Source organism: Delftia sp. ASV31, assembly GCF_016428765.1.
Lineage (GTDB): Bacteria > Pseudomonadota > Gammaproteobacteria > Burkholderiales > Burkholderiaceae_C > Comamonas > Comamonas acidovorans.
Genome location: NZ_JAELTK010000117.1, coordinates 1 through 14,103 on the forward strand (window position 1 = coordinate 1; position 14,103 = coordinate 14,103).

At 69.5% G+C, this 14,103-nt stretch carries 12 protein-coding genes; 9 read left to right on the forward strand and 3 right to left on the reverse strand.

What is annotated here, in order from left to right; all coding sequences use genetic code 11:
- Window positions 1-243: tautomerase family protein (locus tag JHD82_RS26535; protein WP_199139723.1), on the reverse strand; the 243-nt coding region annotated here is incomplete at its 3' end.
- Between the two features lie 100 nt (window positions 244-343).
- Here JHD82_RS26535 and JHD82_RS26540 point away from each other — a divergent pair.
- The 5 genes from JHD82_RS26540 (at window position 344) to JHD82_RS26560 (ending at window position 5,588) form a co-directional block, all read left to right on the forward strand.
- Window positions 344-1,201, forward strand: a complete 858-nt coding sequence (locus tag JHD82_RS26540) for a LysR family transcriptional regulator (protein ID WP_013801722.1) — start codon at window positions 344-346, stop codon at window positions 1,199-1,201.
- 411 nt (window positions 1,202-1,612) lie between these two features.
- Window positions 1,613-2,467 (forward strand): RNA ligase family protein, encoded by an 855-nt coding sequence (locus JHD82_RS26545; RefSeq protein ID WP_199139725.1) that lies wholly within the window; start codon window positions 1,613-1,615, stop codon window positions 2,465-2,467.
- A gap of 35 nt (window positions 2,468-2,502) precedes the next feature.
- Entirely contained in the window at window positions 2,503-3,648 is a 1,146-nt protein-coding gene (locus JHD82_RS26550; RefSeq protein ID WP_199139727.1) for an AAA family ATPase, read from the forward strand.
- A gap of 90 nt (window positions 3,649-3,738) precedes the next feature.
- Window positions 3,739-4,482, forward strand: coding sequence for an ABC transporter substrate-binding protein (locus JHD82_RS26555; protein ID WP_199139729.1), 744 nt, complete (start codon window positions 3,739-3,741; stop codon window positions 4,480-4,482).
- Entirely contained in the window at window positions 4,479-5,588 is a 1,110-nt protein-coding gene (locus JHD82_RS26560; protein ID WP_199139731.1) for a lactonase family protein, read from the forward strand. Before JHD82_RS26555 ends, JHD82_RS26560 begins: the two co-directional genes overlap by 4 nt.
- Before the next feature lie 27 nt (window positions 5,589-5,615).
- On the opposite strand, the gene JHD82_RS26565 is transcribed toward JHD82_RS26560, so the two are convergent.
- Window positions 5,616-6,782 (reverse strand): metallophosphoesterase, encoded by a 1,167-nt coding sequence (locus tag JHD82_RS26565; protein ID WP_233174903.1) that lies wholly within the window; start codon window positions 6,780-6,782, stop codon window positions 5,616-5,618.
- 214 nt (window positions 6,783-6,996) lie between these two features.
- Between JHD82_RS26565 and hrpA the strand changes: the two genes are divergently transcribed.
- From hrpA to JHD82_RS26585, 4 genes are all read left to right on the forward strand, one after another.
- Window positions 6,997-11,076, forward strand: a complete 4,080-nt coding sequence (gene hrpA / locus JHD82_RS26570; RefSeq protein ID WP_199139735.1) for an ATP-dependent RNA helicase HrpA — start codon at window positions 6,997-6,999, stop codon at window positions 11,074-11,076.
- A 266-nt stretch (window positions 11,077-11,342) separates the two neighbouring features.
- The gene (locus tag JHD82_RS26575; protein ID WP_043782327.1) at window positions 11,343-11,993 is read left to right on the forward strand and encodes a cysteine hydrolase family protein; all 651 of its coding nucleotides are present in this window, start codon (window positions 11,343-11,345) and stop codon (window positions 11,991-11,993) included.
- Between the two features lie 61 nt (window positions 11,994-12,054).
- Window positions 12,055-12,957, forward strand: coding sequence for a LysR family transcriptional regulator (locus JHD82_RS26580; RefSeq protein WP_199139737.1), 903 nt, complete (start codon window positions 12,055-12,057; stop codon window positions 12,955-12,957).
- A gap of 2 nt (window positions 12,958-12,959) precedes the next feature.
- The gene (locus tag JHD82_RS26585) at window positions 12,960-13,463 is read left to right on the forward strand and encodes a hypothetical protein (protein WP_012206346.1); all 504 of its coding nucleotides are present in this window, start codon (window positions 12,960-12,962) and stop codon (window positions 13,461-13,463) included.
- Window position 13,464: 1 nt separating this feature from the next.
- Here the strand turns inward: JHD82_RS26585 and JHD82_RS26590 are convergent, their stop codons facing one another.
- Window positions 13,465-14,004 carry a pyridoxamine 5'-phosphate oxidase family protein gene (locus JHD82_RS26590; protein WP_046241376.1) on the reverse strand — a complete coding sequence of 180 codons (540 nt, stop codon included), beginning with the start codon at window positions 14,002-14,004 and terminating at the stop codon, window positions 13,465-13,467.
- Between the last annotated feature and the right edge of the window lie 99 nt (window positions 14,005-14,103).

The following is a 14,103-nucleotide window of genomic DNA, read 5'->3' on the forward strand; positions in this document are numbered from 1 at the left end:
CTGCTCCAGGCTGCGGGTGTTGCTGACCGTGAGCTGCACCAGCACCAGATCGTCGCTGCGCGCCACGCCCAGGTAGGAGGCGCTGTAGCGGAAGTTGTCGCCGTCATGCTCGGTGATGGTCATGAACTGGTCGTCCTCCGGCACGTTGAAGGTCTCGCGCATGGCGCGGTAGAGGCTGTCGCAGATGGCCTGGCGGTAGGCGGGGGACTTGCCGGCGCGCATGTTGATCCGGGTCATGGGCATGGTGTGGCTCCGTTGCTTTGCGTTGTGGGAGCCTCGAAGGTAGGCGGCGCCAGCTATTTTGAAAAGCCATGATTTCTGATATCAGTGATAATGAATTGCAATGATTCAACGACCCCTTGACCTGGATGCCGTGCAGAGCTTCGTGCACATCGCGGAGCTGGGCAGCTTCACGCGCGCGGCCGAAGCCATGCAGACCACGCAGGCCGCCGTCAGCCTCAAGCTCAAGCGGCTGGAGCAGCGGCTGGGCTGCCGGCTGGTCGAGCGCACGCCGCGCCATGTGCAGCTGTCGGCGCTGGGTGCCGACTTCCTGCCCCATGCGCGCGAACTGCTGCAGGCCCATGAGCGCGCACTGGCGCTGGCTGTCAGCACGCGCCAGCGGCTGACCATCGGCATCAGCGACCACGTGGCCGGGCCTGAGCTGCCGGCCCTGATCGCCCGCATGAATGCGCAGGACCCGCAGCTGCTGATCGACATCCGCATCGCATCGTCCGGCCCGCTGCTGCAGGGGTTTGACCGGCGCGAGTACGACACGGTGATCGTTCGTACGCATGCCGGGCGTGACGACGGCGAGCTGCTGGCCGAGGAGCCCTTCGGATGGTTTGCCGCGCCCGGCTGGCAGCACCGCGCGGGCGAGCCCCTGCCGCTGGCCACGCTGGCCGAGCCCTGCGGCGTGCGCGCCATGGCCGGGCAACTGCTGGATTCGGCGCGCATGCCGTGGACCGAGGTGTTCGTGGGCGGCGGCGTGGCCGCTGTCTCGGCCGCCGTCATGGCGGGGCTGGGCGTGGCCGCGCTTGCGCCGCGCATGCTGGCCCTGGGCGCCGTGGACGTGGGCCCGCGCCTGGGCCTGCCCACGCTGCCGCGCCTGCCCGTGCTGCTGCACACCCGCGTGCGCGAAGGCCGGCCGCGCGCGGCGCTGGATGCGCTGGGCGCCGCCTTCAAGTCCGCCGTGCGTGGCTAGCAGCCAACAATCGGCCCGGCATGGCGCGCAGCCGCTTGTGCCTGCGGGGCAACGGGCGATAGACTCGCACCCCTCCCATCCACCCTCACCCTTTCGAGGTGCACCATGCCCCGCCGCACAGCTTCCTGCTGAACGACTTCGTCACACGCTGATCCTGGCCTTGCCCCGGATGTCTTTTGCGTGTGCGCTGCGGTGCGTGGCCTTTTGAGGGCTTGCGGCTGACCGTCCGGTTTGCGGACGGCCCCGACAGTCCTGCCATCTTCCCCTTCGACAGCCTGCCGGCCCGGCCACCACGGGCCAGGCCGCGCTGTCGCTGCATCCCCTGCATTGCGGCGCCTGGCGTCGTCGTCGGCTTTTCCCGCTCCACGGCATGGCGCCGTGGGGTGCTGCATCGTTTTCGGAAAGCACGACATGACCCCATCCATTGCCCAAGGCGCTCACTTTCTTGCGAGCGTCGAGATCCTCAAATACCCCCGCACGCCGCACCTGCGCGGCTCGCGCCTGCAGTCCGGTGACCAGGACGACGCCGTGCCCTATGAGCGGCTGGCCGGCCGGCACATCGTCGTCGAGGAAAAACTCGACGGCGCCAACGCCGCGCTGAGCTTTGCCGGCGACGGCCAGCTGCTGCTGCAGTCGCGCGGCCACTACCTGGACAGCGAGCGGCCCGGCGGGCGCGAGCGCCAGTTCAACCTCTTCAAGCAATGGGCCCAGGCCCATGAGGGCGCGCTGCTGTCCCTGCTGGACGACCGCTACCAGGTGTTCGGCGAGTGGATGTACGCCAAGCACTCGCTGTTCTACGACGCGCTGCCGCACTGGTTCTGCGAGTTCGACATCTGGGACCGCTCGGCGCAGTGCTTTCTGGACACGCCGCGCCGCCATGCCCTGCTGGCCGGCGTGCCCGTGGTCTCGGTGCCCGTGCTCTACAGCGGGGCGGCGCCCCGGCGCATGCAGGACCTGCTGGCGCTGCTGGCCCCTTCGCTGGGCCGCAGCGCGCGCTGGCGCCAGGCCTTCGAGCAGGTGGTGGCCCGCCAGAAGCTGGACCTGCCGCTGTGCTGGCGGCAGACCGACGGCTCCGAGCTGGCCGAAGGCCTGTACCTCAAGGTGGAGGAGGACGGCCAGACCGTGGCGCGCTACAAGTTCGTGCGGCCGGACTTCGTGCAGGTCATCCTCGACTCGGGCTCGCACCACAGCGAGCGGCCCATCGTCCCCAACGGGCTGCGCGAAGGCGCAGACATCTTTGCGGCCGATATTTCAAAAAGCTGGTGAGGCCTGCAGCGCAGACCCATCGCAAGGAGATTTCCATGACGAACTGGAAACAGATCCAGTCCCTGGTGCCGCAGCCCGGCGCCGACCCCGACTTCGCGGCCTGCCTGGCCGCCTTCCCTCAGCTGGAGCAGGCCAAAACCACGCCGCAGGACCCCGTCTATCACGCCGAAGGCGATGTCTGGACGCACACGCAGATGGTGGTGCGCGAGCTGCTGGCCGATCCCGGCCATGCGGCGCTCACCGCCACCGAGCGCGAGACGGTCTTCCTGGCCGCGCTGCTGCACGACGTGGCCAAGTGCTCGACCACCGTGGTGAGCGAGGACGGCCGCATCGGCCAGCCCGGCCATTCGCGCCGCGGTGCGCTGGATGCGCGGCTCATGCTCTGGGAAGCCGGCGCGCCCGTGGACCAGCGCGAGGCCATCTGCCGGCTGATCGCCGTGCACCAGGTGCCGTTCTTCGCCTTTGCCGATTCGCGGCGCGGCCACTCGCCCGAGTTCATCGTGCGCGAACTGTCCTGGCAGGTGGACCTGCACCTGCTCACGCTGCTGGCGCGGGCCGACATGCGCGGTCGCATCTGCCCGGACATTGCGTCCGTGCTGGTCAACATCGAGCTGGTGCGCGAGTTCGCGCTGGAAGAGGGCTGCCTGCGCACGCCACGCCGCTTTGCCTCGGCCGAGACGGCGGTGCGCTACTTCCGGGGCGCGCAGCTGCATCCCGACTATGCGCTGCACGAGCAGGCCGGCTCGCGCGCCATCGTCATGTGCGGCCTGCCGGCCAGCGGCAAGAACACCTGGGTGGCCGCCCACCATGGCGACCTGCCCGTGGTCTCCTTCGACGATGCGCGTACGGAGCTGGGCCTGCGCCACGGCCAGAACGAGGGCGCCGCTGCCCACCATGCAGTGGACAAGGCCAAGGCCCTACTGCGCGCGGGCCAGCCCTTCGTCTGGAATGCCACCCACCTGTCGCGCCAGATGCGCGGCAAGACCGTGGACCTGTGCCTGGCCTACGGCGCCCGCGTGGAACTCGTGCACCTGGAAGCCAGCCGCCCAACCCTGCTGGCCCGCAACCGCGCGCGCGACACCACGCTGACCAACGCGGCCCTGCTCGGCCTGCTGCAGCGCTGGGATGTGCCTTTGCCTACCGAGGCGCATGCGCTGTCGTTGGTGGTCAATGAGGGGTAGGTCGGGGGCGCCGGGAGAGGGTGGATAGGGCGTGGGAGGCGGCCGCCGGCAGTGCGATACTGCGGCGGATTTCAACCACGGGACCGATCCATGACACCGTCTTCCCAGCTGCTGTCCACCCTCGCGCCGCTTGGCCGCATCCGCGCATCCATCAACACCGGCAATCCCATACTTGCGCGGCTGCAGGCCGATGGCCAGCCCGCAGGCGTGTCCATCGACCTGGCCCGGCGCCTTGCGCAGCAGCTGGGGCTGGAGCTGGAACTGGTGGTCTTCGATACGGCCGCCAAGTCGGTGGATGCCGTCACGCGCGAGGAGGCCGACTTCGGCTTCTTCGCCGTGGACCCCGTGCGCGGCGCGGGCATCGGCTTTACCGCGCCCTATGTGCTGATCGAGGGCAGCTACCTGGTGCGCCAGGATTCGCCGCTGACCGACAACGCCCAGGTGGACCGGGCCGGGCATACCGTGGTGGTCGGCAAGGGCAGCGCCTATGACCTGTACCTGAGCCGCGAGCTCAAGCATGCGCAGATAGAGCGCGCCGTGTCCTCGCCCGCCGTGGTGCAGACCTTTGTGGAATCGACGGCAGATGTGGCCGCCGGCGTCAAGCAGCAACTGGAGGCCGATGCCGCCCGCCTGCCGGGCCTGCGCCTGCTGCCGGGCCGCTTCATGGTGATCCAGCAGGCCATGGGCCTGCCCAAGGGGCGGGGCGATGAAGCTCTGCGCGTGCTGGCGGCCTTTGTGGAGGAGGCCAAGGCTTGCGGCTTTGTGGCCGAGGCGCTGCAGCGCCATGGCATTCAGGGCGCGGCCGTCGCACCGCTGGCGGGCGCATCGGCATGAGCACCTCAGCGTCGCGCCCCCTGTACGCCTACGTGGGTTCGCGCACCACGCGCGAGCGCGACGCACGTGGCGAGGGCATCACCGTCTATCGCGTGGACGAAGCCACGGGCGGCCTGCAGCATCTGCAGACCGTGGACGGGCTTGCCAACCCCTCGTTCCTGGCGCTCGATGCAGCCACCACCCGGCTCTACACCGTGCATGGCGATGGCCATGAGGTCAGCGTCTTCGCACGCGATACCGCAACGGGCCGCCTGGCGTTGCTGCAGACCCGGGACTGCGGCGGGCGCAACCCGGTGCACCTGGCCATCGCCCCGGGCGGACGGCAACTGGTGGTCTCCGACCATCTGGGCGAGCCGGCTGCCAGCGACGGCCACCAGGGGTATGGCGGGCCAGGCGGTACGCTGGCCGTGATGTCGATCGCACCGGACGGGCGCCTGGGCTCCGTGCAGCAGCGGCTTGCGCTACCGGGCCAACCCGGGCCGCATCGCGAGGAGCAGCCGTTTGCCAAGCCGCACTTCAACCCCTTCTCGCCGGACGGGCGCTTCGTGCTGGTGCCTGACAAGGGGCAGGACCGGATCTTCATCTTCGCCTTCGAGCACGGGCGGCTGGTGCCTGCGCCCCAGCCCTGGCTGGACTGCCGCGAAGGCTCGGGCCCGCGGCATATGGCCTTCCATCCTGCGCTGGCCTGCGCCTATGTGGTCAACGAACTGGACAACACCGTGCTCACCTGCCGCTTCGATGCGGCCACGGGGGCGCTGCAGGGCTTGCAGATCCTGTCCACCCTGCCGGAACGCTTTGTGGGCAACAGCCGGGCGGCGGGCATCGAGGTCTCGCGCGACGGCCGGCAGGTGCTGGTGTCCAATCGCGGCGCTGACGGCATTGCGGTCTTCGATGTCGATCCTTTGACGGGGCTGCTGCGCGCCAGTGGCGGCTTCGCCTCGGGCGGGCGCACGCCGCGCTTTTTCACGTCCTCGCCCGACGGGCGCCTGCTCTATGTGCTCAACGAGGACAGCGACAGCATCGTCTGCCATGCCCGGGATGACGCCTGGCGCCCGCTGGCCAGCACCCACTGCGCCAGCCCGGTGTGCATGGTGTTCGCGCGGTAGCCGTCCACGCCGCCCTCCGGTGCAGGATCAGGCGCCGCGCAGCACCAGCAGGTCGATGCTGGCCGGCACGCCCAGGCGCACGGCAAAGCCGGCCCACAGGCCTGCGCCGGCGCTGACGAAGAGCTTCATGGCGCCGACCTCGTACTCGCCGCGCACAAAGCCGTCGTTGGCGGGCGCCACCAGCCATTGGTCCATGCCCAGGATCAGGCCGCCGTGCGTATGGCCCGACAGCTGCAGGCCCACGCCGTGGGCCGCATTGTCGCGGGCGGTCTTGGGCTGGTGGGCCAGCAGCAGGTGGTATTGCGCACCGGCCTCTTTGGCCTGGCGGGCCACGGTCTCGATGTCGGGCGGCACGCCTTCGGCCACGGAGGGGTCGGTGTTCTGGCGCGACAGGCGGCCATAGGCCGGATCGCCGATGCCCGACAGCGCCAGGCGCGCGCCCTGCACATCGATCAGCTGCATGCGGTTTTCCAGCAGGTTCAGGCCCAGGCGGCGGAATTCGGCCATCCAGGCGTCGTAGCCGCTGTAGTACTCATGGTTGCCGGGCGCCGCCCAGACGCCGTAGCGTGCCTTGAGCTGCGCCAGCGGCGCGACGTTGGCGCGGCCGCTGCCCACGTCGCCGTCCACCATGTCGCCGGGCAGCACGATGAGGTCGGGCCGCGCCTCCAGCGTGCGCTCCACGATGGTCTGCACATAGCGCGCGTTGTTGATGGGGCTGGCGTGGATGTCGGCCAGCACGGCCACGCGCAGGCCTTCCAGGCCGGTGGGCAGGCCGGGCAGGCGCAGCGTGCGTTCGTGCACCTCGGGCGGGCGCAGCGCATTGGCCACGCCCCAGGCCGACAGCAGGCCCGCCAGGGCCAGTGCGCCGGCCGTGAGCAGCGGCGCGTGCAGGCGCTGCTTCCAGTCCTCGCGCCCGGCCACGGCGGCCAGCGCCCAGAGGCCGTCGCGCAGCACGATGAAGACGGCCAGCATCAGCAGCAGGGCCAGCACCCAGCCGCCCGGCACCTGCAGATAGGCCAGCGTGCGGTACTCGACCGTGCCCTCGCGCAGCAGCACCAGCAGCAGGGCGGGCGTGCAGCCCAGGGCCGCCGTGGCGACGGCCGCCATCAGGCGTGCGCGGCGCGGCATCAGGCGGACGGGCCACCACAGCCACAGGGCCAATAGCGGGATGACGAGGGCGGCAAGAGAAACCATGGGGAGCAGATCGAGGAAGGCGGGTGAGGCGGCCAGCGCCGGGCGCGGGCGGCAAGGCGAGCGCCGATTGTGCGCAATGCCTTGCATGCGGCCGGCCCGCACTGGCGAAGGCCCTGGCATGCGGGGGTTTTCATGCGGGCGGCACAGGGCAGGCGTATGGAAATCTGCAGCCGCGTGGCGCCGCCGGCATGGCGCGGGGATAATCCAGCCCCTTATGCCTTTGAAGATCAGCTTCCCTGAATCCCTGCCCGTATCCGCCCGCCGTGAGGAAATCATGGAGGCCATGGACCGGCACCAGGTCATCATCGTGTGCGGCGAGACGGGCTCGGGCAAGACCACGCAGCTGCCCAAGATCGCGCTGGCGCTGGGCCGGGGCAAGGTCAACGCCACGCCCGACGACAAGGGCCAGGTGCGCGGCCACCTGATCGGTCACACGCAGCCACGCCGCATTGCCGCCAGCTCGGTGGCCAAGCGCATTGCCGAGGAGCTGAACACGCCGCTGGGCGATGTGGTGGGCTACAAGGTGCGTTTCCAGGACCGGCTGTCCAAGGACGCCTCGGTCAAGCTGATGACGGACGGCATCCTGCTGGCCGAGACGCAGACCGATCCGCTGCTCAAGGCCTACGACACCCTCATCATCGACGAGGCCCACGAGCGCAGCCTCAACATCGACTTCCTGCTGGGCTACATCAAGCAGATCCTGCCCCGGCGCCCCGACCTCAAGGTGGTGGTGACATCGGCCACCATCGATGCCGAGCGGTTCTCCAGGCATTTCGAAGGCCCCAAGGGGCCTGCGCCCGTGATCATGGTCTCGGGCCGCACCTACCCCGTGGAGATGCGCTGGCGCCCCTTCGAGGAAAAGCGCGACCACGACCTCAACGACGCCATTGCCGAAGGCGTGGACGAGCTGTGGTCCGGCGGCGTCAGCGGCGACATCCTGGTGTTCCTGCCCGGCGAGCGCGAGATCCGCGAAGCGGCCGACCACCTGCGCAAGCACCTGGCACAGCAGCCCGTGCTGCGCCATGCCGAGGTGCTGCCGCTGTTCTCGCGCCTGTCGCAGGCCGAGCAGGACCGCATCTTCGACAGCCACACGGGCCGGCGTATCGTGCTGGCCACCAACGTGGCCGAGACCTCGCTGACCGTGCCCGGCATCCGCTATGTGATCGATGCGGGCACGGCGCGCGTCAAGCGCTATTCCTTCCGCAGCAAGGTCGAGCAGCTGCTGGTCGAGCCCATCAGCCAGGCAGCGGCCAACCAGCGCGCGGGCCGTTGCGGGCGCGTGGCCAACGGCATCTGCATCCGCCTGTACGACGAGGCCGACTTCGGCACACGCGCGCGCTTCACCGACCCTGAAATCCTGCGCTCCTCGCTGGCCGGCGTCATCTTGCGCATGAAGTCGCTGGGCCTGGGCGACGTGGTGAATTTCCCCTTCCTCGAAGCGCCCTCGGGCCGCGCCATTGCCGACGGCTACCAATTGCTGGGCGAGCTGGGTGCTGTCGACGAGCGCGGCGAGCTGCTGCCCATGGGCCGCGAGCTGTCGCGCCTGCCGCTGGACCCGCGCGTGGGCCGCATGATCCTGGAGGCGCGCACGCGCGGCGCCGTGGCCGAGGTGCTGGTCATCGCCTCCGCCCTGTCCGTGCAGGACGTGCGCGACCGGCCGCTGGAGGCCCAGCAGCAGGCCGACCAGCAGCACGCCAAGTTCGACGACGAGAAAAGCGAATTCAGCGGCTACCTGCGCCTGTGGAAATGGCTGCAGGATGCGCGCGGCGGCAAGGTGGTGGCCAAGAGCCGCAAGGAAATGGCCACGGCCCAGGCGCCTGCCGCCAAGCCATCGGCGCGCAATGCCGCCTTCCTGCCCGTGGCCCAGCGCAGCGGCGGGCAGAGCGTGGCCGCCCCGGCGGCCGAGGCGCTGGCGGCCTTCCATCCGCAGGACACCGGTCCCGGCACGGATGACGAGCCCTCGCACAAGCTCAGCAACCGCCAGTGGGAGCAGCTGCTGCGCCAGAACTTCATCAACATCCGCCGCGTGCGGGAATGGCGCGACATCCACTCGCAGCTGCTGACCGTGGTCAACGAGCACAAGTGGAAGATCAACACCGAGCCTGCGGGCTACGACGCCGTGCACCTGTCCATGCTGTCCGGCCTGCTGGGCAACCTGGGCTACAAGGGCGATGAAAGCGACGCCTACCTGGGCGCGCGCGGCATCCGCTTCTACCCGCACCCGGGCGCCCACCTGTCCAAGAAGCCGGGGCGCTGGATCGTTGCGGCCGAGCTGGTGGAAACCTCGCGCCTGTACGGCCGGGGCATCGCCGCCATCGATCCGCAGTGGCTGGAGGAAGTCGGCGCCCACCTGCTCAAGAAGCAGCTGCTCGATCCGCACTGGTCCAAGAACCAGGCCGATGTGGTGGCGCTGGAGCGCGCCACGCTCTACGGCCTGGTGGTCTACAACGGCCGGCGCATGAGCTATGGCCGAATCGACCCGCAGTCCGCGCGCGAGATCTTCATCCGCCAGGCCCTGGTGGAGGGGCAGTGGGATACGCGCTGGCACTTCCTGCCCGCCAACCTCAAGCTGGTGCGCAAGGTCGAGGAGCTGGAGCACAAGAGCCGCCGCCAGGACGTGCTGGTCGATGACGAGCTGATCTACGCCTTCTACGACCAGCAGATCCCCAAGGACGTGTTCAGCGGCGCCACCTTCGACCATTGGTTCCGCGAGGCGGCCAAGGAAAACGCCGACCTGCTGCGCCTGTCGCGCGACGAGCTGATGCGCCACGAGGCGGCCGGCATCACCACCCAGGCCTTTCCCAAGGTGGTCAAGCTCGGCGGCGTGGACTGCACGGCCAGCTACCTGCACAGCCCCGGCGACGCGCGCGACGGCATCACCGTCACCGTGCCGCTGTTCGTGCTCAACCAGGTCAGCGACGAGCGCGTGGAATGGCTGGTGCCCGGCATGCTCAAGGACAAGCTCCAGGCCCTGCTCAAGAGCCTGCCGCAGCGCCCGCGCAGCCGCTTCGTGCCCCTGCCCGAAAGCGCCCAGCGCCTGGCCGAACTCTTCACCACGCCCGAGCGCTGGGGCCAGGGATCGCTGATCGATGCCCTGCTCAAGCAGGTGCGCGACGAGACCTCGCTGGACGTCAAGCGCGCCGACTTCAAGCTGGACATGCTCAGCCCGCACCTGTTCATGAACTTCCGAATCACGGACGAGCATGGACGCCAGCTGGGCCAGGGCCGCAACCTGGGCGCGCTCAAGGCCGAACTGGGCGCCAAGGCGCGCGGCGCCTTCCAGGCGCTGGCCGCGTTGAAGGTGGCGTCGGTCACGGAGGCCCCTGCACCCGCTGCCAACGCTGCCACCGCGCCCGAAACTGGGAGGAAGCCAGCGCCCGCTGCCAAGGCGGAAAAGCCCGACCAGGCCACGCCTGCCAGGAATGCCAAGCCCAGCCAGCCCGCCGACAGCCGCTACAAGGAATGGAGCTTTGGCGAGCTGCCCGAGCTGATGGAGATCGGCCGGGGCGGGCAGACGCTGATCGGCTTTCCAGCACTGATCGACCACGGCGATGCCGTCGGCATCGAGGTCTTCGACGAGCCCGAGGTTGCGGCCGCACGCCACCGCGTGGGCCTGCGCCGCCTGTTCGCGCTGCAGATCCGCGACGCGCTCAAGTACCTGGAAAAGAACATTCCGGACCTGCAGAAGATGGCCGTTGCCTACATGCCGCTGGGCACGCAGGAGGAACTGCGCGAGCAGATCATCGACGTGGCCATAGACCGCGCCTTCCTGCAGGAGCCGCTGCCCACCAACGACGCGCAGTTCAAGCAGCGCGTGCAGGACGGACGCGGCCGGCTGACGCTGATCGCCAACGAGGTGGCGCGCATGGCCTCCACCATCCTGGTCGAGTACGCGGCGGCGCAGCGCAAGATCAAGGACACCAAGAACGCGCCTGACGCCACGGCCGACGCCGCCCAGCAATTGCAGCGCCTGGTGCCCAAGAACTTCATCGCGGCCGCGCCCTGGACCCAGCTGCAGCACTACGCGCGCTACCTCAAGGCCATCACCAGCCGCCTGGACAAGTACCGCGCCGACCCTGCGCGTGACGCCAGCCGCCTGACCGAGCTGCGCCCGTTGGAGCAGCGCTACTGGCGCCTGGTGGCCGAGCGCAAGGGCCACATCGATGCGCGCATGCAGGAGTACCGCTGGATGCTGGAGGAGCTGCGCGTGAGCTTCTTCGCCCAGGAGCTGCGCACGCCGTACCCGGTCAGCATCAAGCGGCTGGACAAGGTCTGGCAGCAGCTGCAGAACTAGCGCCGTGCCGGCCTGCGGCCCTTTCTTGAGCGGGAGGGCCGCAGGCCATGTTTCAATGCGGCATCTCCACCTTCACCGGCACGCGGCCGGTTGGAGCGATGCAAGGCCCAAGGCCGTATGCGCCATCACTGAGATGTGGCATTTTTCAAAGCATGGGTGATCTGTGCAGAAACTGCACAGATGCTGGCCGCTCCATGGCGTTGCGGCGGGCCCTGTGCGTTTCTAGACTGCAGGCATCAACCACTTCCCGTTTTCAGGAGCACTGCATGTCCCTCGCAGAACAGGCCAGCCAGGCCACCCAATCCACCAGCCATCCCACCCTCCGCGCCCTGTCCGGCGCGCCGGGACGCAGCCAGTTGCCACGGGGTGCCACGGCGCTGCTGGTCATCGACTTCCAGAACGAGTACTTCAGCGGCCGCCTGCCCATCCCGCGCGGCCCGCAGGTCCTGGAGCAGGCCCGGCGCCTGCTGCAATGGGCCGATGCCGGCCAGGTTGCCGTGTTCCACATCCAGCACATTGCCCCTGAAGGTGCGCCCGTGTTCGCCGTCAATGGCAGCACCGTCCAGTTCCACCCCGGCCTGCAGCCGCGCGCGGGCGACACCGTGGTGCAAAAGCGCAGCGTCAGCGCCTTCGTCGGCACCGACTTGGCCGACCAGCTGCGCGCGCGTGGCATCACCACCGTGGTCATCTGCGGCCTCATGACCCACGCCTGCGTGGCCGGCGCCGCACGCGATGCCGCGCCGCTGGGCTTCGAGGTCGTCGTGGCCAGCGATGCCGTGGCCACACGTGCCATCACGCGCAGCAACGGCGAATCCGTGGACGCCGACAGCCTGCACCGTGCCGCGCTGGCCGAGATCGAGGATGTGTTCGGCGATGTGCTGTCCACGGACGGCATCCTGGAGCTGGCGCTGCGCTGAGCGGGCTGGGCGGCATCAGCGGTCCATGCTCCACAATTCCCGCCAAAGGAGTGCATGAGCAATGGACAGATGGCAAGCCATGCGGGTGTTCTGCGGCGTGGTGGACGCGCAGGGTTTCACGGCGGCCCAGGATCGGCTGGGCATGACGCATTCCACGGCGTCGCGCCATGTCAAATGGCTGGAGTCGGAGCTGGGCACGCAGTTGCTGCAGCGCAATTCGCGCGGGCTGAGCCTGACCGATGCGGGGCGCAGCTACTACCTCAGTTGTGTGCAGTTGCTGGAGCAGCTCGATGCGGCAGAGGCCGCTCTGGCGCAGCGCCGCGCACGCGTGGCAGGCGTGCTGCGCATCACGCTGCCGCTGGCCGTGGGCGCCATCGAGCTGGGCGACTGGCTGCCCGAGTTCGAGCAGCAATTCCCCGAGCTGGAGCTGCAGCTGCTGTGCACCGACCGGCTGGTGGACCTGGTGGCCGAGGGCGTGGATGCGGCCGTGCGCATCAGCCGCCAATTGCCGGACAGCGGGCTGCAGGCGCGGCTGCTCACGCATTCGCCGCTGGTGCTGGTGGCGTCGCCCGCCTACCTGATGCGCCAGGGCGTGGTGCAGGCGCCCGGGCAATTGGCCGAGCACCGCGCGCTGGCCTTTGCGGCGGGCCCGGCCCCATTGCGCTGGAGTGTGGTGTCCGGGCAGGGCGCCGTGACCGAGGTGCAGCCGCACACGGCGCTGCGCACCGATTCAGTGGCCACCATCTTCGAGGCCGCACGCGCAGGCCGGGGCATTGCTGCACTGACCTGGCATACCGTGCGCTCGGCCGTGGAGCGCGGCCAGCTGGTGCGGGTGCTGCCCTGTTTTCATCTGGGGCAGTACAGCTACCACGCGCTGTATCCGCGCACGCGGCATCTGCGCCCGGCCGTGCGCGCGTTTGTGGATTTCATGGCGCGGCGCTATCGGCAGGGGCCAGGCGGCTGAGCATGGTCTTCTGGAGCCGGCCACTGGATGCGCAGGAGCAGGCCTTTGTGCGCACGCATTTCGGCGCCTCGCTCGATGCGCTGCTGCCGCGCCTGCGCCTGTACCAGCGGCGGCTGGGCGATACGCGCAGGGCGCTGTCCATGAATGGCGGGCGCATCTTCATGCCGCGCGCCTTCTTCACGCAGTCCGATCCGCGCCAGCCGTTGCGCCTGTCGCATCCGCAGATCGCAGGCATCTTTGCCCATGAGCTGCTGCACCAGTGGCAGCGCCTGCAGGGCATGCCCGTCACGCGGCAGGCCGCCTGGCTGCAGTTCAAGGCGCTGTGCACGCGCGGCGATCCGTATGCCTATGAGCGCTGCGACGATCCCCGGCGCATGCTGCAGCGCTTTGTCCATGCCCAGGTGGAGCAGCAGGGCCAGATGTGGGAAGACCATGTACGCGCCTGCGTGGCGGGGCAGGGCGATGCGGCGGGCGCCCTGATCGCGGCCCACGTGCGGGGCGCGTGAGTCAGCTGGGCTGGATGCTCAGTGCTTCGATCAGGTCATGGGCCGACACATCGCGCGCCGCGCCAAAGCCCGCCACGTGCCGGGCGATGGATGGCGTGATGCAGACAAAGCGGAAGTCGCCCAGATCGGTCATGAACGCGGCTTCGGGGAAGCGCAGCACATAGCTGTCGCGCGCGCCATCGGCCAGCACGCTGCCGGGCGGCGGTGTGCTGGCCACGCCTTCTATGGCCACGCGCTCCAGTGCATGCACGCCCTCGCCGTCCACTTCGGCCGCGCACACCAGCAGGCTGACGGCCGGGTGCAGCTCCATGGCCCGCGTGTGCGCTGCCAGTGCGCTGACGTGCAGCACAAAGCAGCCAAACTGCGCATTCCAGGCCCAGGGCACCATGGACAGCCGGGGAGCGGGCAGTGCATCGCCAGCCCCGGGGGCAGGGGAGTCGGCGGGCTGGGTGGCCAGGGCCGCGCTGCGGCGGCGGGCCAGCAGATCGCGCAGCGACAGCTGCAGGCGGGACAGGTGGGGCATGTCGGGCGTGGAGGGCATGGCGCCATCGTACCTGCGGCGTACGTGTGGCGTGTCCGTGGCGTGCCCGTGGCCGGCTTGCGAAAGCACAAGGCGAGTTGCGGTGGCATCGGTATGCCA

What these genes read in the sequence shown, in the direction of transcription:
- JHD82_RS26540 (WP_013801722.1), top strand. Translation starts at nt 344, where the DNA reads ATGATTCAACGACCCCTTGACCTGGATGCCGTGCAGAGCTTCGTGCAC.
- JHD82_RS26545 (WP_199139725.1), top strand. Translation starts at nt 1,613, where the DNA reads ATGACCCCATCCATTGCCCAAGGCGCTCACTTTCTTGCGAGCGTCGAG.
- JHD82_RS26550 (WP_199139727.1), top strand. Translation starts at nt 2,503, where the DNA reads ATGACGAACTGGAAACAGATCCAGTCCCTGGTGCCGCAGCCCGGCGCC.
- JHD82_RS26555 (WP_199139729.1), top strand. Translation starts at nt 3,739, where the DNA reads ATGACACCGTCTTCCCAGCTGCTGTCCACCCTCGCGCCGCTTGGCCGC.
- JHD82_RS26560 (WP_199139731.1), top strand. Translation starts at nt 4,479, where the DNA reads ATGAGCACCTCAGCGTCGCGCCCCCTGTACGCCTACGTGGGTTCGCGC.
- JHD82_RS26565 (WP_233174903.1), bottom strand. Translation starts at nt 6,782, where the DNA reads ATGGTTTCTCTTGCCGCCCTCGTCATCCCGCTATTGGCCCTGTGGCTG.
- hrpA (WP_199139735.1), top strand. Translation starts at nt 6,997, where the DNA reads ATGCCTTTGAAGATCAGCTTCCCTGAATCCCTGCCCGTATCCGCCCGC.
- JHD82_RS26575 (WP_043782327.1), top strand. Translation starts at nt 11,343, where the DNA reads ATGTCCCTCGCAGAACAGGCCAGCCAGGCCACCCAATCCACCAGCCAT.
- JHD82_RS26580 (WP_199139737.1), top strand. Translation starts at nt 12,055, where the DNA reads ATGGACAGATGGCAAGCCATGCGGGTGTTCTGCGGCGTGGTGGACGCG.
- JHD82_RS26585 (WP_012206346.1), top strand. Translation starts at nt 12,960, where the DNA reads ATGGTCTTCTGGAGCCGGCCACTGGATGCGCAGGAGCAGGCCTTTGTG.
- JHD82_RS26590 (WP_046241376.1), bottom strand. Translation starts at nt 14,004, where the DNA reads ATGCCCTCCACGCCCGACATGCCCCACCTGTCCCGCCTGCAGCTGTCG.